At 43.7% G+C, this 19,255-nt stretch carries 18 protein-coding genes; 14 read left to right on the top strand and 4 right to left on the bottom strand.

Features of this window, described 5'->3' with window-relative positions:
• Positions 1-28 precede the first annotated feature (28 nt).
• From B7P33_RS10695 to B7P33_RS10715, 5 genes are all read left to right on the top strand, one after another.
• Positions 29-634: an SIMPL domain-containing protein gene (locus B7P33_RS10695; RefSeq protein WP_097441954.1), complete on the top strand. Its 606-nt coding sequence runs from the start codon at positions 29-31 to the stop codon at positions 632-634.
• A gap of 252 nt (positions 635-886) precedes the next feature.
• The gene (locus tag B7P33_RS10700; RefSeq protein WP_097441955.1) at positions 887-1,558 is read left to right on the top strand and encodes a succinate dehydrogenase cytochrome b subunit; all 672 of its coding nucleotides are present in this window, start codon (positions 887-889) and stop codon (positions 1,556-1,558) included.
• 14 nt (positions 1,559-1,572) lie between these two features.
• Positions 1,573-3,588 (top strand): fumarate reductase/succinate dehydrogenase flavoprotein subunit, encoded by a 2,016-nt coding sequence (locus B7P33_RS10705; RefSeq protein ID WP_097441956.1) that lies wholly within the window; start codon positions 1,573-1,575, stop codon positions 3,586-3,588.
• Between the two features lie 7 nt (positions 3,589-3,595).
• Positions 3,596-4,342 carry a succinate dehydrogenase/fumarate reductase iron-sulfur subunit gene (locus B7P33_RS10710; RefSeq protein ID WP_097441957.1) on the top strand — a complete coding sequence of 249 codons (747 nt, stop codon included), beginning with the start codon at positions 3,596-3,598 and terminating at the stop codon, positions 4,340-4,342.
• Between the two features lie 130 nt (positions 4,343-4,472).
• Positions 4,473-4,868 carry a hypothetical protein gene (locus tag B7P33_RS10715; RefSeq protein ID WP_097441958.1) on the top strand — a complete coding sequence of 132 codons (396 nt, stop codon included), beginning with the start codon at positions 4,473-4,475 and terminating at the stop codon, positions 4,866-4,868.
• A 423-nt stretch (positions 4,869-5,291) separates the two neighbouring features.
• Here B7P33_RS10715 and B7P33_RS10720 read toward each other — a convergent pair whose 3' ends face one another.
• Positions 5,292-6,122 (bottom strand): hypothetical protein, encoded by an 831-nt coding sequence (locus B7P33_RS10720; RefSeq protein ID WP_097441959.1) that lies wholly within the window; start codon positions 6,120-6,122, stop codon positions 5,292-5,294.
• A 219-nt stretch (positions 6,123-6,341) separates the two neighbouring features.
• On the opposite strand from B7P33_RS10720, the gene B7P33_RS10725 reads away from it, so the two are divergent.
• Positions 6,342-6,911 carry a helix-turn-helix domain-containing protein gene (locus tag B7P33_RS10725; protein ID WP_097441960.1) on the top strand — a complete coding sequence of 190 codons (570 nt, stop codon included), beginning with the start codon at positions 6,342-6,344 and terminating at the stop codon, positions 6,909-6,911.
• Between the two features lie 27 nt (positions 6,912-6,938).
• Here the strand turns inward: B7P33_RS10725 and B7P33_RS10730 are convergent, their stop codons facing one another.
• Entirely contained in the window at positions 6,939-8,357 is a 1,419-nt protein-coding gene (locus B7P33_RS10730; RefSeq protein ID WP_097441961.1) for an arylsulfatase, read from the bottom strand.
• Between the two features lie 178 nt (positions 8,358-8,535).
• On the opposite strand from B7P33_RS10730, the gene B7P33_RS10735 reads away from it, so the two are divergent.
• The 5 genes from B7P33_RS10735 (at position 8,536) to B7P33_RS10755 (ending at position 14,582) form a co-directional block, all read left to right on the top strand.
• Positions 8,536-8,997 (top strand): very short patch repair endonuclease, encoded by a 462-nt coding sequence (locus tag B7P33_RS10735; RefSeq protein ID WP_097441962.1) that lies wholly within the window; start codon positions 8,536-8,538, stop codon positions 8,995-8,997.
• A gap of 158 nt (positions 8,998-9,155) precedes the next feature.
• Positions 9,156-10,406, top strand: coding sequence for an efflux RND transporter periplasmic adaptor subunit (locus B7P33_RS10740; RefSeq protein WP_097441963.1), 1,251 nt, complete (start codon positions 9,156-9,158; stop codon positions 10,404-10,406).
• Positions 10,406-11,782 carry an ABC transporter permease gene (locus tag B7P33_RS10745; RefSeq protein ID WP_245871752.1) on the top strand — a complete coding sequence of 459 codons (1,377 nt, stop codon included), beginning with the start codon at positions 10,406-10,408 and terminating at the stop codon, positions 11,780-11,782. Before B7P33_RS10740 ends, B7P33_RS10745 begins: the two co-directional genes overlap by 1 nt.
• Before the next feature lie 25 nt (positions 11,783-11,807).
• Positions 11,808-13,265, top strand: a complete 1,458-nt coding sequence (locus tag B7P33_RS10750) for a TolC family protein (protein WP_097442314.1) — start codon at positions 11,808-11,810, stop codon at positions 13,263-13,265.
• A gap of 387 nt (positions 13,266-13,652) precedes the next feature.
• A complete protein-coding gene (locus tag B7P33_RS10755; protein ID WP_097441965.1) occupies positions 13,653-14,582 on the top strand; it encodes a tetratricopeptide repeat protein in 930 nt (309 codons plus the stop codon).
• Between the two features lies 1 nt (position 14,583).
• Here B7P33_RS10755 and B7P33_RS10760 read toward each other — a convergent pair whose 3' ends face one another.
• Both B7P33_RS10760 and B7P33_RS10765 read right to left on the bottom strand, forming a co-directional pair.
• Entirely contained in the window at positions 14,584-15,102 is a 519-nt protein-coding gene (locus B7P33_RS10760) for a DinB family protein (RefSeq protein WP_097441966.1), read from the bottom strand.
• A gap of 63 nt (positions 15,103-15,165) precedes the next feature.
• Positions 15,166-15,690 (bottom strand): thioredoxin family protein, encoded by a 525-nt coding sequence (locus B7P33_RS10765; protein ID WP_141402451.1) that lies wholly within the window; start codon positions 15,688-15,690, stop codon positions 15,166-15,168.
• Between the two features lie 211 nt (positions 15,691-15,901).
• On the opposite strand from B7P33_RS10765, the gene B7P33_RS10770 reads away from it, so the two are divergent.
• From B7P33_RS10770 to B7P33_RS10780, 3 genes are all read left to right on the top strand, one after another.
• A complete protein-coding gene (locus B7P33_RS10770) occupies positions 15,902-16,873 on the top strand; it encodes a sensor histidine kinase (protein ID WP_097441968.1) in 972 nt (323 codons plus the stop codon).
• Between the two features lie 32 nt (positions 16,874-16,905).
• Positions 16,906-17,616 (top strand): LytR/AlgR family response regulator transcription factor, encoded by a 711-nt coding sequence (locus tag B7P33_RS10775; protein ID WP_097441969.1) that lies wholly within the window; start codon positions 16,906-16,908, stop codon positions 17,614-17,616.
• A gap of 75 nt (positions 17,617-17,691) precedes the next feature.
• Positions 17,692-19,248 carry a sulfatase family protein gene (locus tag B7P33_RS10780; RefSeq protein WP_097442315.1) on the top strand — a complete coding sequence of 519 codons (1,557 nt, stop codon included), beginning with the start codon at positions 17,692-17,694 and terminating at the stop codon, positions 19,246-19,248.
• The last annotated feature ends 7 nt before the right edge of the window (positions 19,249-19,255 follow it).

A 19,255-nucleotide genomic window follows, 5' to 3' on the forward strand; every position in this document is an offset into this window, starting at 1 on the left:
CCTCTAACCCATTTAAACTAAAAAAACCATGTTAAGAATACTGCTTTTCGTACTGATCTGCCCCCTAATCGGTTGGTGTCAACAACCCACAAAGATCACGGTCTCGGGCCAGGCTAGCCTTATACCTAAAGATATGGTATACAAGGCCAATATGACCTTAAGTAAAAACCTTGGGGGTAGCTCTCGAGACGATTATGAAATGTCGAACCTTAAAGATCTTTATACCTCACAATTACAAAAACAGGGAATGGCACTCAACAAGCTAGAAGAGTTTCCGTTGGACTATAAACTTACCTATTCGCATACCGAGGGTACCAAATATGTTTTTAAGACACGTTCTTTAGAAGAATTTAATACCTTTCTCGACATCAGTTCGGTGGGACTGGAAAGGGGTTACGTTGACATCGAGACCAAAATCTCGACATCCGAAGCCTTACAACTTAAAAAAGCCGCCATAGACCATGCCCACCAACAGGCCGAACTCACGGCGGAAGCATTGGGTAAAAAACTAGGTGACATAGTTTCTATAGAAGAGGTTACCGCAATTCCTATTAATACCACCCACATTCTTTATTTTAAATTGCCATTGGAAGGGTATACCCACCATCTTAGCATTACCTATACCTTAAAGTAATTTCGGCCAAAAAGCCTCCCCACTAAAACCTATATAACAACCCAGCCATCCTTTGTAGCACATGCATCGGATGGCTATTCTTTTTTAAATAGTTACACTGATAAAAATCATTGTTTATTTCGTTTTTGAAAAAATATATGTCGTCCATTTCCGGCATCTCTCTTTATACCCATTCTAAATAGACACCCCGTCTCTTAAGGGCTTGTTAATAAAGGCGCCGGGGCCTAAATTTGTAACATCAAATTTTTCGATATGAGTGGATTTTTCAAATCTTCGATAGGCCGGAAATACGCTATGGCGCTTTCGGCGATTTTCCTGATCTTTTTCTTAGTTATGCACCTTCTTATCAACCTTTTATCGGTTTTTAACGAAGGGCTTTTTAATGAAGCCTCCCATTTTATGGGTACCAATCCGGTGATTCAGTTTGCTATGCAGCCGGTACTTATCTTCGGAGTGGTCTATCACTTCGTTATGGGCTTTATCTTGGAAATTCAGAACAGAAACGCCCGAGTGGTGTCTTATGCCCGTAACAATGGTGCGGCCAATTCTACCTGGATGAGCCGTAATATGATCTATTCCGGAATGTTTATCTTAATTTTCTTGGTAATCCACTTTATCGATTTCTGGTTCCCCGAAATGAACACCAAGTACATCTTGGGCGATATGAGCGGCATGCACAACGGTGAATTCCGCTATTTTGAAGAGCTTCAGCATAAATTCGTGCCCATCTGGCGTGTGGCCCTATATGTAATGGGCTTTGTTTTCTTGGCGCTTCACTTGCTTCACGGTTTCAACTCCGCCTTCCAATCGGTCGGGGCCAATAACAAATACACTAACGGTTTAAAAGGGTTCGGAAAGGCCTACGCGATCTTGATTCCGGCCGGATTCATTTTCATTGCACTTTTTCACCACTTTAACCATTAATAATACCCTTTCTTATGTCTGTATTAGATGCTAAAATTCCAAAAGGTCCCATAAAGGATAAATGGACGACCTATAAAGACAAGATCGATTTGGTAAACCCCGCCAATAAACGTCTTATCGATGTTATTGTGGTAGGTACCGGATTGGCCGGAGGTTCTGCAGCCGCTACCTTGGCAGAGTTGGGGTATAACGTAAAAGCCTTTGCTTACCAAGATTCGCCACGTAGGGCGCACTCTATTGCCGCGCAAGGGGGTATCAATGCCGCCAAAAACTATATGGGCGATGGCGATTCTACCTACCGCTTGTTCTACGATACCGTAAAAGGGGGCGACTACCGCTCGCGTGAAGCCAACGTATACCGTTTGGCAGAGGTATCGGCCAATATCATTGACCAATGTGTGGCCCAAGGGGTACCTTTTGCCCGCGATTATGGTGGCTTGTTGGACAACCGTTCTTTCGGTGGGGTATTGGTTAGTCGTACTTTTTACGCCAAAGGACAGACCGGACAGCAGTTGTTGCTCGGTGCCTATTCGGCCATGAACCGACAAATTGCCCGTGGTAAAATCGAAATGTTCAACCGTCACGAAATGTTGGACGTGGTCAAGGTCGATGGTAAGGCACGAGGTATTATTGCCCGTGACCTGGTTACCGGTAAGATCGAACGCCACTCGGCCCATGCCGTGGTTATCGCCACTGGCGGATACGGAAACGTATACTTCTTATCGACCAACGCTATGGGATCCAATGCCACCGCGGCTTGGAAAATACATAAAAAAGGCGCCTATTTCGCCAACCCTTGTTATACGCAGATCCACCCAACCTGTATTCCGCGTTCGGGCGATTACCAATCGAAACTGACCCTGATGTCGGAATCGTTGCGTAACGATGGACGTATTTGGGTACCCAAGAACATGGACGATGTAATGGCTATTCGTGAAGGGAAACTGAAACCGACCCAGATTGCCGAAGAAAACCGCGATTATTACTTAGAACGTCGCTACCCGGCTTTCGGTAACCTGGTACCACGCGATGTGGCCTCAAGGGCCGCCAAAGAGCGTTGCGATGCCGGTTATGGTGTAAACGCTACCGGAGAAGCGGTATATCTAGATTTTGCATCTGCCATACAGCGTTATGGTAGCGAGCAGGCTAAAATTCAAGGTATTGCCAATGCATCCAAAGAAAAAATCACCGAATTGGGCGAAAAAGTAGTGGAAGCCAAATATGGTAACCTCTTCCAGATGTACGAAAAGATCGTGGATGAGAACCCCTACAAAACCCCAATGATGATCTATCCGGCCACCCACTATACCATGGGCGGGGTTTGGGTAGACTACAACCTAATGACCACTGTCCCCGGACTTTACTGTATCGGAGAGGCCAACTTCTCTGACCACGGTGCCAACCGCCTTGGGGCCTCTGCCCTAATGCAAGGTTTGGCCGATGGGTATTTCGTATTGCCCTACACCATTGGCGATTATTTGGCCGATGATATCCGTACCGGAACCATACCTACCGATAGCCCCGAGTTCGACGAGGCTGAAAAAGCGGTAAAAGACCGTATCGACTTCTTTATGAACAATAAGGGGACCAAATCGGTAGACCATTTCCACAAACGTTTGGGTAAGGTAATGTGGGATAAAGTAGGTATGGCACGAAACGAGCAAGGGTTGAAGGAAGCCATGGCCGAGATCAAACAGATCCGTGAGGAATTCTGGAAAGAGGTAAAAGTACCCGGAAGCGCCGACGAACTGAACCCAGAACTTGAAAAAGCCGGAAGGGTAGCCGATTTCCTCGAATTGGGTGAACTCTTCGCCAAAGATGCCCTAATGCGTGAGGAAAGCTGTGGGGGACACTTCCGTGAAGAATCGGTGGAATTGGATGGCGAGCAAAAAGGAGAGGCCAAACGTAACGATAAAGATTACGCCTTTGTTGCCGCCTGGGAATACAAAGGAGAACCCGCTGATTCGGTACTGCACAAAGAGCAGTTAGAGTTTAACGATATAGAATTGAAACAGAGATCATATAAATAAGAAGACTATGAACTTAACGTTAAAAATCTGGAGGCAAAAAGGTGCCAACGATAAAGGTAAAATGGTCGATTATAAAGTGACCGATATCTCTGAACATATGTCCTTTCTAGAGATGATGGACGTGCTTAACGAGCAATTAATCGCCGAAGGCGAGGAGCCCGTAGCCTTCGATCACGACTGTAGGGAGGGTATCTGTGGTATGTGCTCTATGTATATTAACGGGGAAGCCCACGGACCAGACCGTGGTATTACCACCTGTCAATTGCATATGCGTATGTTCAACGATGGCGATACCATTACCATTGAACCATGGCGCGCCAAAGCCTTTCCGGTAATCAAAGATCTTATCGTAGATCGTACGTCTTTTGAACGTATACAACAGGCCGGAGGTTATATCTCGGTGAATACCTCGGGGAACACCCAAGATGCGAATGCCATCCCAATTTCCAAACATGCTGCCGACGAAGCCATGGATGCCGCTACCTGTATCGGTTGTGGGGCTTGTGTGGCCACTTGTAAAAACTCATCGGCCATGCTTTTCGTAGGGGCCAAGGTTTCGCAATATGCCCTGTTGCCACAAGGACAGGTAGAAGCCGCAGACCGTGTGAAGAACATGGTTGCCCAAATGGATCTCGAAGGTTTTGGTAACTGTACCAATACCGGTGCCTGTGAAGTAGAGTGCCCTAAAGGTATTTCCCTGACCAATATCGCCCGTATGAACCGTGAGTTCCTTAAAGCGAATTTAAAAGGGTAAAATCTTTTTAAACCATATTTTTAAAAAAATCCTGGTAGTGACCTATCAGGATTTTTTTATGACCATAAGTCATCATGTAATCCAAAGCCTACTATTGTACGTAAATATTTTCAAACAAAACCATTGATTTATGAAATATCTCGGTCTATTCACCTTAATCTTGCTTACGACAAACTGTAATACCACTTCGGAAAACATCACCGATTCCCAAAGCGAAGAGCAAGTGTTTTTAAAGGCATTCGACCAAGAGCTGCAACTGAACAACACAGATACACATACCATTTCCATCGGTGATTTTGGGGATGAGGAAGGTGCCGTGATTTTACAACACCCCTCCCAATTCGAACAAAGTGAAATCGTGCGCGATGCCAGTTCGAATTGGAACCCCGTTTATAAATACAAGGCCAAAAATAATTTTAAGGGCGTAGATGTCGTTTTGATAGAAACCTGTAAGCTAGCCGGCCAATCGACCTCCTTACAATGTGCCAAGGATACCTTAAAGATCAAACTTACCATAGGCAACTAAACAGTAAGTTTTACGCTTAAGAAACGCAACAGGGCCCATTGCTGGACCCAAGGTCTATTTTTTCTTGGTGAGCTTATACAGCAGGTACATAATTCCTACCACAAAATGTAATAGTATAATGCCTGCAATTATATAAATGGTGGTATTATCGCCTCTCATACTTCAAAAATATCCTTTGATCGGGGCAACTACAGTTACCCCGGTTACAAATCGCAAAAAAGAAACCCTAGACCTGAATATAGATCTAGGGTTTCAACAACCTAAAACCAACATTACAAATAAGCGACCGCTTAACCAACCTAACCATTAATCCAACCGCAAGCGGCCGCTTTTGTTACCACAAATATCGGTAGCGCTAACAGGCTATACGGTGACAAAGGTTACATAAGCAGTTGATTTTAGACTATTTAACTTCTTTTTGGGTTAAAACGTCAATACTATACTCCCGTGAAGGCTCCCGGTTTCCTTGGGTATTTTTTCAAAATCCGGATTACCGTTCCTGAGCCGATCTTTGGCCTGCGCTTCTTCGTCCCACGGATCGTAATACAATATGGCCTCCCCCTGAAATTTTAGGTGCACCCCACCCTTATCCATACGATAGGCCTCAAAACGGCCTTGTTGCACTTCCAATTCGTATTCCAAGGTGTCTTGCTTATAAGGAATGTAGAAGACCAATCCGAAATGGGGTTGATCGCTATCAAAACCAGAGTCCAGGTCCATTTCCATTACGCCACTTCCCTCGATTTTGGCTATCTCACCATTCAAAAGTTTTTCCAGTTCGGTAACCGCAGCCATATCGCCGGAAGCGGCCCTTTTACTCAAGGCCTGCATTCGGGCCTCTTTAGATTCCAAGGACTTTTTCAGTTGGGCCGAAGTAGCTTGCAGTTTTTTGGCCTCATCGCTTTGTATCATGGCCCTATTCGCTTCGAACTCCATCTTTCCGAATTCCGGACTGGCCAAAGCCATCCTCAGGGTATCTTTTGTCCCCAATGGTAACAACCCCTCAATATTGTCTAGACTGAATACCAAACGCAGACCCAGGTCCTTTTTAACCCCATCACCGATTTTGGAGGGATCGGGCAGTTTTTTTTCATGGGCCACTAAGGTCAAATACTTACCGTTATGGTTGTATTCTTTGGTGACCAAGCTGCCAACGTTTTTATTAATGCCGTTGAATTGTAGTTGAATGTTATCCTGTGCCCTGCACATAGCTATGGAGGCCATGGCCAGGAACCCTATCAAAATCGTACGCATAACTGGTTGTTTTGTACACAATTTCGGGTATTAGCCCAGTGGTAAGGCCTGAAATTGTACCACTGACCCTAGAACTGTATAGATGGTACGGAAGCGATTAATATTCTTATGGTACAACCAATATTTGATGCAAAAATCAAATGTCGCTTCAATTGTCGCATCGAAAATCCGGCGTATAGCATCTTTTTTATATAATTTCCCGCTTTAAATCGATACCATATGATCGGGAAAAAAGTTCGGGAAATCAGAATAAGAAAAGGACTTACCCAAGCAGAATTGGCTAAAAAATCTAAATTGACCCAAAGGACCATCCAACGGGTCGAACTTGATAAAAATACCCCTAGGGATTACACCCTAAAACAAATCAGTACCGCCTTGGGAATAGACATCGCTATGTTCGATAAAACCCTAGAAAAACCAAAATCCCTTTGGGCGAGCCTATTAAAACTTTCATGGCTGGTAGTATTGAACATCTTCTTAATGACGGTAATCGGTTATGCCACCTTGGATTCAAATGCCAATACCAATAGTAGAATTACCGCTTTTTTACTCAGCTTTTCGTTACCCTTTTTAATTGCCAGCCAAACCCCAAAAACAACCTCTTGGTCTAGGGTACTACAATATGGAAGTGGTTTTATCTTCTATCTAATTCTAATCGTAGTCCAGCATTATAATCTACTATGGTCCGTGGGATTTAAAACGGGATTGATTCCTTGTTTGATCCTGGGTCTTTCTACCTTATATTTCGTCAAATACAACGGCAACCGTGGCACATATTCCCTAAACTGATATTCGAAGGGGTAACAAGCTCCAAATCTATTTGGGCCTATAGGGTTCCGGCGTACCCAATAGAATGGGAGGTTCTTCTTGTAAGGTCTTTTTAAACTTCAACACTTCCTTGGTAACGGCCGGTAATACCCAAGTCAGGTTTTCGGCCCCGGTCTCGTGTCCGCCATAAATACCGAACAATTCCTTGGGGTCGCGCAACAGATTATGTACCCTGGGAAAATTATGCTTTATGGGTTTATCGAACATGTTTTCGTGTTTGTAGTAATGCACCTTGTAATTGCGCCATTTATAAGCGAACATCTCATCTCCATTATAGACCGGGAAACCTTCCCGGGCCGAGTCTTCGGTCTGCCCCATGAACAAGGGCATTTGGTCTACACCATCAATCTTACGGTCGGTGGGCATATCCAAACCTACGGCACTGGCCAAAGTGGGTAATACATCGGTTATATGTACTATAGCGTCGGTCTTTACCCCGGCCTTGATCTTGTTGGGCCACCGGATCAAAAATGGCGTTCGTAAAGAACCTTCCAGGGCGGTAAAGTAGTGCCCACGCCAATATCCTGCTGTCCCGAACCAACTCGATGCCTCTTCAGGACCGTTTTCACTCATCCAGATCACTATGGTGTTCTCTCGTACCTTAAGATTATCTATGGCATCAAAAATCTGCCCGGCCCTATGATCGATCTCCATTAATACATCGGCCCAACCCCCATTACCCGATTTCCCATCGAATTCCGGATTGGGCAAAGTGGGTAAATGCGCCAAGGTATAAGGAAGATAGACAAAAAAGGGCTTGTCTTGCTTTACACTTTTTTCCATAAAGGCTATGGCTTTATCAGCCAATTCGGCATCAATAGTACGCCTGGTTTTAACATTGTATTCTTTGACCGCGGTAGGTGTTTTGCCCTTGGTGCTTTGTTGTATCTGTGGCGGAGTTACCACAGTCGGATCAAAGCCTATTTGGGAGGTATATTCCGATTCATCAGTAGTATTGGCAATACCATACCACTCATCAAAACCTTGATCGGTGGGGAACCTACCTTTCATATCACCCAAATGCCATTTACCATACATTCCCGTAGCATATCCTTTTTCGGAAAAGAGCTCGGCCATGGTCTTTTCCCAACCTACCATACCGTAGGGCAGGCCCCAAACTACCTTGGTGGTGCCGGAACGAATGGGATGCCTGGCCGTCATCAATGCCGAACGCGAGGGGGTACACTGGGGTTCTACATTAAAATTCAGCAACTGCATGCCTTCTTTCGCAAAAGCATCCAAACGTGGGGTTGGCGCACCCCTTAAAATTCCCCCACCATAGGCCCCGATCTCTCCCCAACCCAGGTTATCCATAACAATGACCACCACATTAGGTCGTTCAGAGGTTTGAGCCATACAAAAAGAGGTGACCAAAAAGGCAAGTACTAAGGAATATCGTCGTAACATGGAAAAATGGTTAGATTAAATGTTTCTTTGAAACGAATGTAAGGTTTTTATGCGCTTTTATCAATGCTCTTACGTACTATTCGTATTGTTTATGCCTACAATTTCGGATTTGGACAAGATGGAATCTTTTGGAAAACCGACTTTAAAAAATTCGTAATTTATGTAGCAAAACTAAGTCATGGATCCCTATTCCGAAAAACCCATACAGGTGCCCCGATTTACGGAAGCAGCTGGTTTTTACACAACACCGGAACGTTCGAAGATCATGGGAAAGATTCGCGGTAAGGACACCAAACCCGAAATCGCATTCCGTAAAGCACTCTGGCATGCCGGGTATAGATATCGCAAAGACTACCGCAAACTTATTGGTAGACCCGATATCGTACTCAAAAAACACAAAACCGTTGTTTTTATCGACGGAGAATTTTGGCATGGGAAAGATTGGGAAATCCGGAAACATAAACTCAAAAGCAATCGTGAGTTTTGGATCGCCAAGATCGAGCGCAATATGCAGCGCGATGTAGAGGTAAACCGTGAATTAGTACGGCTGGGTTACACCGTTTACCGGTTTTGGGCAAAACAGATTGAAAAAGATATGGCACATTGCCTGAATCAAGTACTTCGCCATTTAAAAACCTAACACAAACCACGATTTCACAAAGATATATCACAGCTTTAGTGTTTTTTTTAGATATACCGTAAAACAATTGTGAAAACAATAACAATTGGCCCAATGTTTGCGGGCTTTCAATGATTACATTTGAACAGCAATCCTAATCCAATAACCAACCTAACATTATGAAAAACAAAAAGGTCCTCTTGTATGCAGCCTTGGGACTGGTTGCGCTCTTTGTTTTGTACTCCGTTTTCTTTTCCGATGATTCCGAAGCCGATACCGATATTACCGTCAAGGTACGTAAAGGTGAGTTTTTGAACGAAGTGGTAATTTCTGGGGAAGCCCAGTCTACCAGCCTCAAAAAAATCAACGGACCCAGTGAAATACGCAAATTCGGACTCAATCGTGTAAAAATCCAAGATCTTATTCCTGAAGGCACCGTCGTTAAGGAAGGCGACTATGTGGGTAAGTTGGATCCTTCCGGTTTAAATGGTCAGATCATCGATGCCCAATTGAACCTAGAAAAGGCCCAATCGAAATTTACCCAAGAACAATTGGATACCACGCTAACTTTGAAACAAGAGCGTACCGCCATAAAAGATCTTGAATTTACCCTGGCCGAGGACAAATTGGAGTTGGAACGCTCTATTTACGAACCGCCTTCGACCATTAAACAACTCGAAATCAAAATCGAACGTGCCGAGCGTGATCTAAAAGAAAAAAAAGAAGACTACTATATTAAAAGACGTAAAGCCATTGCCAAAATGGCCGAGGTAGGAACCGAAGTTTCCAAGATAAATAAACGCTTGGAAGAACTGCACAGCCTACAAAAATCGTTCACCATTTTTTCTAATGCGACCGGAATGGTCACCTATGCCAAAAATTGGGATGGTAGTAAACGTACCGTTGGCACCGAGATTAGCCCCTGGGACCCCACTTTGGCTACCCTGCCCGATCTAACCAAAATGGAATCTAAGACCTATGCCAACGAGGTAGATATCCGTATGATAAAAAAAGACCAAGAAGTTACTATTGGTTTCGATGCCTTCCCCGATGTATCCATCACCGGTACGGTTACCTCCGTGGCCAATGTTGGTGAAAAAAAGAGGGGTTCCGATATCAATCTATTTCAGGTATTGGTGAAACTGAAGGAATCAAACGATAATATTAGGCCGGGCATGACTACTTCCAACCGGATCCTCATCGATAAAGAAACCGATGTACTCGTAGTGCCCTTAGAAGCTATCTTTAAGCAAGACTCTACCAGCTATGTGTATGTTAAGTCGGGCTTTTCTACCAAAAAACAAGAAGTAGCATTGGGCAATTCCAATCTAAACGAGGTTATCATTACCCAAGGGGTAGCTGAAGACGATGTGGTTTTCTTGAGCAAACCCCAAGGTCTTGAAGATAAAAATATAGAACCCCTTAAATAATGGATGCGATCTTTTTAGAAAAGGTCCGCTCTAATTTTGGGGAGGCCCTTCGTGTAATTGCCATCAATAAGGTACGTACCTTTCTTACCGCCTTGGGAATCATTTTTGGCGTGGCCGCCGTAATAACCATGTTGGCCATAGGTAACGGGGCCGAAAAAGAAATTCTATCGCAATTGGAATTGGTTGGTGTGAACAATATCGTGGTTACGCCCATCCCGGATAAGGAAGAAGACCAAAACACCGAGCAAAGCGATTCGGGCTCAGGCGAAGGTGTGGCCGAGGCTCGACGCTTTTCCAAAGGTTTGGATATGCTCGATGTGGCCAGCTTAGAAGAAAACATTCCTACCATTAAACGTACCAGTCCGGAAATTATACAAGAGACCCATGTAATTAATAAAGGGAAACAATATTCGGTAAAACTGATCGGTATCAGCAATGCCTATTTTGAAACCGCCAATATCCATCTGGGAAGGGGAAAAATGTTTACCGAGGCCCAGATAACCCATGCTATGCCCGTATGTATTATTGGCGAAAAGGTCGAAAAAAAACTGTTTACCGGGGAAAGTGCCTTAGGCAAGCGCATTAAGGTAAAAGATGTCTGGTTACAAGTGGTTGGGGTGATCGAAGAAAAATTGATCTCTGAAAAGGCTCAAGAAGATCTTGGCATTCGCGATTTGAACCAAGATATCTATATTCCCATAAAGACCTTTTTGGTGCGCTATCAAGACCGAAAGATTCTCCACGACAAACGTATGGACTTTAGCGGGGGCTTTATCGTAATGGGAGGCGGTAGTGGCCCTAAAAAACGAATTCCGAGAGGCAACTACCACCAAATAGACAAACTGACCATTCAGGTTAATAACTCGAACGAACTAAAGGCTACGGCCGAAGTGGTAAGCCGTATGCTTAAACGGAGGCATAACGATGTGCTCGATTTTGAGATATCGATACCCATTAACCTACTTAAGCAACAACAAAAAACCAAACAGATCTTTAATATAGTACTGAGCATTATTGCCGGTATTTCGCTATTGATCGGCGGTATTGGCATTATGAACATTATGCTGGCTTCCGTTCTAGAACGCACCAAGGAAATCGGTATCATCCGTGCCCTAGGGGCCACCCGTGAAGATGTCATCTGGCAGTTCTTGTCCGAATCCATTCTTATTAGTTTAGGGGGTGGTATTATAGGAGTGGTATTGGGTATTGTAGCCTCTTATGCCTTGGAGAAACTCACCAATATAGAGACCATTTTATCTATGGGCTCTATACTACTCTCTTTTTTCGTGGCCACCTTGGTCGGACTGGCCTTTGGGGTTTTCCCGGCACGTTCGGCGGCTAGAAAACGACCTATTGAGGCCATACGACAAGAATAAGCTAACCCACCTAATGACTAAGAAAATGAAAAAAACACTAATATACCTATTGGTTTTTACCACTTATGGCCTTGTCGCGCAAACCCATAACATCCAGCTTTCGCAAGCCATAAAAAAAGCCCAAGAGAACTCTCCGGCCTACCAAGCGGTAAAGAATAGGGCGCAGGCTAGTTATTGGCGTTATAGAAGCTACAAAGCTTCCTTTTTGCCCCAACTCGACTTTAGTTTCGATCCTACCTACACCAACTCGGTAAACCGGATCACCAACGATCAGGGGCAAGATATTTTCGTAAAACAAAACCAGTCGTTAATGTCGGCCGGACTCGGGTTACAGCAACAAGTGCCCTATACCGGTGGTATCTTTTCGGTAAATTCGCAATTGCAGCGCATCGACCGTTTTGGCGACGACAAATCGAGTAGTTATTCGGTAGTACCCTTTTCCATCAACTATTTTCAAAACTCTTTATTCTATAATCCGTTTAAATGGGATAAAAAAATAGAGCCATTGTTGTATGAAGAGTCCAAACGGGAGTTTATTGAACGTATGGAGGATATTTCACTTCAAACCTGTGCCCGCTATTTTAGTTTGCTGAAGGCCCAGGAACAATTGGAAATCGCCAAGCGAAACCTCTCGAACCAAGACACGCTGTTACAGATTTCAAAAGGTCGTTATCGTATCGGGAAAATCGCGGAAAACGATCTCTTACAAATGGAACTTAGACATTTGAATTCGAAAAATGCCGTTACCACCCAAACCATAGCTTTTAAAAAGGCTTCCCAAGATCTGGCACGTTTTTTAAAACTCGATTCAGAAGATTTTTCCCTTTCAACACCTGCCACCTTAGGTGATTTTAGCATTAGTGTAGACAAGGCCTTGGAAGAGGCCCAAAGCAACCGGAAAGATGTCATCGAATTTAGAAGAAGACGCTTGGAAATGGAACAAAACTTGGCCGAAGTACGGGGTCGCAATGGGGTAAGCCTTCAGATGCAAGCGAATTTCGGGCTTAATGGCCAATCGGACGAGTTCGAGACCCTTTACCAAGACTACGACCAGCAACAGAACGTACGGGTCAGTCTTCGGGTACCCGTTTTTGATTGGGGCGTAAACAAATCGAAACGAAAAATGGCCGAGGCCAACCTCGAACTTACCGATACCGAAATCGAACAAGACAAACAGGCCTTTGAACAAGAGATTTATCTGCATACCCTGAACTGGTCTAACCAACGTGAGTTTTTACAGACCGCCCAAAAAGCAAAGGAAGTGGCCCTAAAACGATACGAAATCAGTATGAAACGCTATGTTTTGGGAAAGATTTCCATTACCGACCTCAACTTGGCCCAACAAGAAAAAGATAGGGCCATAATCGATTACCTGAACTCCTTGGAAAAATTCTGGTCGGACTATTACCTATTACGCAGGCTTACGCTCTACGATTTTGTGGCCGATCAAAAGATATCGGTGGCCCAATTGGTGTTTGAATAAACCTTTTGGTAAAACTGTTTAGTAGTGGAGTTGTGGAGTCGTTTAGTTGTTTAATTGGATGTTTTTATAGTCAAAATTGAACGAAAACATACTTTGCTTCCTCTCCTGTGGGAGAGGTTTGGCCTGTCCCCAAACATTTCGGGGGGGGGGGGGGGGGGGGGGGGGTGGTGAGGGCTAGCCAGTAAAGAGGTTAAATCGTTTAATCGTTGAGTTGGTTGTGAGGCCTCCCTAAGATCGAGGTGACGTGGTACTGAATTTCAGAACAATGAACACTGATCCCAGGACCCATACTCCCACCTAACGGATCTATCTGTCCCCTTATCCCAATTCTTTGAATGAAAACAGGCTTTTGGTTACTTTCGGTGGTCCCGGTCACTATGAAAACCTATGAAAAAATCAATACTTGTTCTGTTGGCATTGGCGGCTATGGCCAGTTGTAAAAGCAAAAAGGTAGTCCCTGAACCCCTTCCGAAAATTAAAGCCCTACAAGGTAGTTCCCTGTTGGGTTTACCTTTGGTGAGTCCGGATTTGGATAAAGTCGAAGATTCCACCAAAATTTTAAACTACCGCCAAGCAGAGGCCCGTTACGAAAAAGATCCTTCTGCCGATAACTTGATCTGGTTAGGCCGTCGCATGGGCTATTTGGGCGATTATGCCAAGGCCATTACCTTGTTTTCGAAAGGGGTGGCTGAATTTCCGGACGATGCCCGTTTTTATAGACATAGAGGACATCGCTATATCACCTTAAGGCAATACGATTACGCCCTGGCCGATTTCGATAAAGGCATTACCCTTATTCAAGGGACCGATGATGTCATCGAGCCCGACGGAATCCCCAATGATGCGAATATCCCGGTTTCATCTTTACACACCAACCTATACTACCATAAAGGGGTGGCCCACTATCTAAAAAACGAAATGCAGGCTGCGGAAAAGGCTTTTTCCCATGGCTTGGCCATTTCGACAAACGACGATATGCGGGTGGCGTACATCAATTGGTTGTACTTAATCAAAAAACGTTTGGACAAAAACGAAGCCGCCAAAGAAATTTTGTTTTCCATAAATACCGACCAAGAAATCATTGAAAATACGGCGTATCACAAGAATTTGTTGTTCTTTAAAGGTGTTTTGACCCAGAAACAACTAAATCCCGAAAAGGCCAATGCTGCCACAAAATACGCTTATGCCAACGCCCTTTATTTTCAAGGCGATATAACCAAAAGTAAAGCAGCCTTAAAACAAATCGTAGCCCAAGACCATTGGACAGCATTTGCCTATATGGCCGCCGAAGCCGATTTGTCACGAATGTTGGACTGATCTAGAAGTAACGTTCGCGTAATATCTTTAAATGCCAACGTTCATGGCCCAAAATAATGAAGGCGGCTGCCCGGGCCGATAAATGTCCATCACTAGCCGTACCAATAAAAGTTAGGTCGGTCTCCGAAAACTCGTCTAGTATAGATTGGGTATACCCCCGCGTCACTAAATAGGCTTTTAACAAATCTTCGGGCGATTTATCGTTGGCTCGCGAAGGTTTTACAAAAACATCTTGGTCAAATCCGGGCAAAGGGGTATGATCGTGACGCCCGATTCGAAACATACGATAGGCAAACACCCGTTCAGTGTCTACGATATGTTGTAACACCTCCTTAACCGTCCATTTGCCTTCGGCATAGGCATAATCCCATGTATCCATAGGAATGGCCTTAAAAAAAGCCAGTATCTCCTCAGCGCCTACACTTAGGGCCATTTCTAAATCGAGGGAATTCGGCACCAAGTCAATATAACGTTGGTAATATTCTTGGAATTCGGTGGCTAATACATCTTTGCTTGTCATAGGTGTCAATTGGAATACGATCTTAGTCCGTCGCTCCATTAAAACATTACAAACCTATGCTTGTTATAGGTTTCCTTTCTTACTTAATAGGGCCAACATATCGGCTTCCCAATTCTTATGGGGCCTTTCAATTATACGCCCAATTTCCGTTTCCCCTTCATAAATTATTAAGGTAGGTACCCGTGTAATGTTTTTCCCGACTTCTTCTTTACCAGGACTTTTTTTATACATATTTCCCCTATAGTCGACTGCTATCATTTCCAGTTGGTCATCGGATACTTCCAAACCTTCAAACACTTTTAATAGCTGGGGCACGCCCCGTTTACTGTCGCCACACCAAGTTCCCATAAACAATTCGAATCGTCTGCCTTTGATCATGGGTTTCAGGTTGGTCATTACCGCTGGTTTGGGTTTATAATTGGATTTATAGGGAACATACCACTGGGCAAATGCCCCATGCTCTAGAATAGATTCATCAAACTTTCCTAATAACAATGTCCGTCCCTTAGCATCGGTTTCCAATCGGTTTTGTGCCTTAATCGAAAAAGCGGACAATAACAAACAACACAGTATACAAAGATTTCGCATGGCTCTAGTTTTTGCTTAAACCTACACCAGCTAAGGAAACCCACATGGCAACAGGGTATCGATTACCACTAAAAAGGGACCTAAACATTAGCTAGCGGGATAAAACCATAGATCACCTTATTGAGGCTGTTGGAACCGTCTTAACAGCGTTTCGTACCCAAATGCAGCCAGATAGGCCTTATTTTTGGTACCTTTTCGCAAATAATCGAATATGCCCCTTCGCAGTGCCTTATTTAGCCAAATCCTTATCCATTGCTTGTTCTGGGCCCTATTCGTCTTTATTTCACTTTTCGTTTTCTCGGATTTTTATTGGCGTGCCAATCCGTTTTTACACTATCTGGTAATTTTGGTGGCTATCGTATATGCCAACAACCACTTTCTGTTACCCTATTTTGTACAACGTAAACTGTATTTCCCCTATGCCCTGCTTTTTGGGGGTATTGCTTTCTTCGCCACTCAGGCGTATTGTCAATTTTTCGCCCAATGCGGCTGCACCATTTTAAAATGCCTTTCAGATTACCTTTGGCAAACTTTATTCCCATTGGTGTTTTTTTCATTCCTATGGATATTAGAGCGTTATTGGCAACAACAAGAGACCCTAAAGCAGGTACGACAAGAACATACGGCCATGGAACTACAGCTATTGAAATCGCAATTGGATCCGCATGTCTTGTTCAACAATCTAAATACGGTTTATGCCTACGCCTTGGAAAAACCCCAAGATGTGGCCCCATTGATCCTTAAATTGTCCGATAATCTGAAACATATGATCTATGGCAGTACGGAGCCCTGGGTACCCTTAGATCATGAAATGGCCTATCTCGATAATTATATTGCTTTTCAACGCATTCGTACCGAGAACATTATTGCCATTGACTATACTACTACCATAGCTTCCAATGCCTTTAAAATTGCACCCCTATTGTTAATCGCCCCTGTAGAAAACGCTTTTAAACATGCTGCGCCCCATACCAGTATTCTAATCCACATAGATTTACATGGAAACCGATTGGTTTTAAAATGTAGAAATAAAATAAAGGAAGCACCTTCGGCTACAAAGGGAACCGGCACAGGACTTAAAAACCTTAGAAAACGCCTAGAACTTATTTATCCGAATGCCCATAGTTTGGAAATCGTTGAAAATGCTTATTTTGAAATCAATTTGAGCGTAAAACTCCAATAACGCCAAAGAAGGCCAACAAACAACATCTTCCTATGAAATGTATGATTATCGAAGACGAGCTTCCGGCACAAGGGGTGTTGCGCAATTATTTGGCCCGTTTACCCGAAATGGAACTTTTGGGTTGTTATCAATCGGCCTTGGACGCCCATTCCCAATTAAAAACCGGACAAACGGATTTGCTTTTCCTGGATATAGAATTACCTAACATTTCCGGAATGGATTATTTGAAAACTCTGAATAACCCACCGAAGGTGATCATGACCACCGCCTACCCCCAATATGCCGTGGCAAGTTATGATATGGATATGATTATCGATTATTTGGTAAAACCCTTCTCTTTTGAACGCTTTTTAAAGGCCATAAACCGCGCTGAAGGAACCTCAAAAAAAACCGTAGAGCCCAAGGTCAATTCAGAAGAAACACCAGAATCTATTTTTATAAATGTAGACAAGCAATTGCACAAAATACGTTTTAAGGATTTGCTTGTTGTTAGTTCGGAACGCAACTATGTAAGCATGCAGACCACCTCTAAGAAATATGCTTTTTTAGGTAATCTAAAGGATTGGAAAGAAAAACTACCTATTGAATCTTTCCTTCAAATTCATCGTTCTTTTATGATAAATTACAAACAGATAGATGGTGTCAAAAACAACCATGTACTTCTGGGGAATTATAAAATACCTATTGGTAGAAAATATAAAGAGCAGTTACTTAAGACCTTAGGCGTATTTGACAACGAATAGCGCCCCAAAACCGCCCTTCGTCGCTTTTTGCCCTCAATAGCTGTTAATTTGCCTACCTTTTTCAAAAATTTAGCTATGTCTATCATTCGCATTAGTCTAGTACTCTTGGCTTCGGCAAACCTTTTGTTCGGGCAGTCTAAACAAGAACGACCCAACATCCTATTTATTCTTTCCGATGACCATACCTCACAGGCCTGGGGACTTTATGGAGGCATCTTGGCCGATTATGTGAAAAACGACAACTTGGAACGTTTGGCAAAAGAAGGTACGTTATTGGAAAATGCCTTTTGTACCAATTCTATCTGTAGCCCCAGTAGGGCGACCATACTTACCGGGCAATATAGCCACCTCAACCAAGTGTATACCTTACGCGAGGCCTTGCCTAAAGGCCATCCGAATATAGCCAAAACTTTGGGCCAAGCAGGTTACCAAACCGCTATCATAGGCAAATGGCATTTGGTTGAACAACCCGAAGGTTTTGATTATTTTAAGGTGTTACCGGGACAAGGAAAGTATTGGAACCCCACTTTTAAGGTTAAGGAAGGTTGGAAAGATGGTTATATAGGCAAAAATGAAGGCATAAAACACCAAGGTTTCAGTACCGATATCATTACCGACCTTACCTTAGATCATTTAAAGGCACGCGATACCGATAAACCCTTTTTTATGGTCTGTAGTTTTAAGGCCACCCATGAACCCTTCGAATATCCTGAACGGTATAATGATTATTTGAAAGATGTAGAAATCCCGGAACCTGCATCGCTGCTCGACCAAGGGGCAGAAACCACAGGCCGAACCTTCCCCGGCCAGCCCTTGGAAAACTTAGGGAAACGTTGGGACGAAGCCACTAAAAACCCCGATAAGTTCTGGACCTCCTATCCCGGATTACCCTATCCATTAGACGGGCTGGATGCCGAAACCAAGCGAAAAAAAATATACCAAAAACTGGTGAAGGATTTTATTCGTTGTGGGGCAGCCATAGATGATAATATTGGGCGTCTATTAGATTATCTCGAAGCTGAGGGGCTTGCCGAGAATACGATCGTAATCTATACGGCCGACCAAGGTTACTTTTTAGGCGAGCATGGCTTTTTCGATAAACGCTTGATCTATGAAGAGAGCTTACGTATGCCTTTTGTAATCCGCTATCCGAAAGAGGTAAAATCTGGAAAACGATTAGATGATTTTATCCTGAATATCGACTTTGCCGCCCTGTTGGCAGATTATGCAGGCCTAGACACGCCCGATTATATGCAAGGCCGCAGTTTTAGGGACAACCTTAGGGGAAAGACCCCAAAAGACTGGCGTCAGCAAATGTATTTCCGTTATTGGTTGCATCACCCAGATAGGCCAGCCCATTTTGGTATTCGTAACAAACGGTATAAAATGGCTTATTTCTACGGCCAACCTTTAGAGATGCATGGCAGTGACTCTCGTACCACTGCTCCCGCTTGGGAATTTTATGACCTTAAAAAAGACCCTAAGGAAGAACAAAATGCCATTGCCAATCCGAAATACGCCAAGATTATCAAAGAAATGAAGGAGGAATTGATACGGCAACGAGATAGGTACGCCGATACCGACAAGAATAGCACGGTTATGCAGCCTATTCTAGAGCAATTAAAAAAGTAGTTTTCAA

Source organism: Sediminicola luteus, assembly GCF_002514735.1.
Taxonomy (GTDB): domain Bacteria; phylum Bacteroidota; class Bacteroidia; order Flavobacteriales; family Flavobacteriaceae; genus HQA918.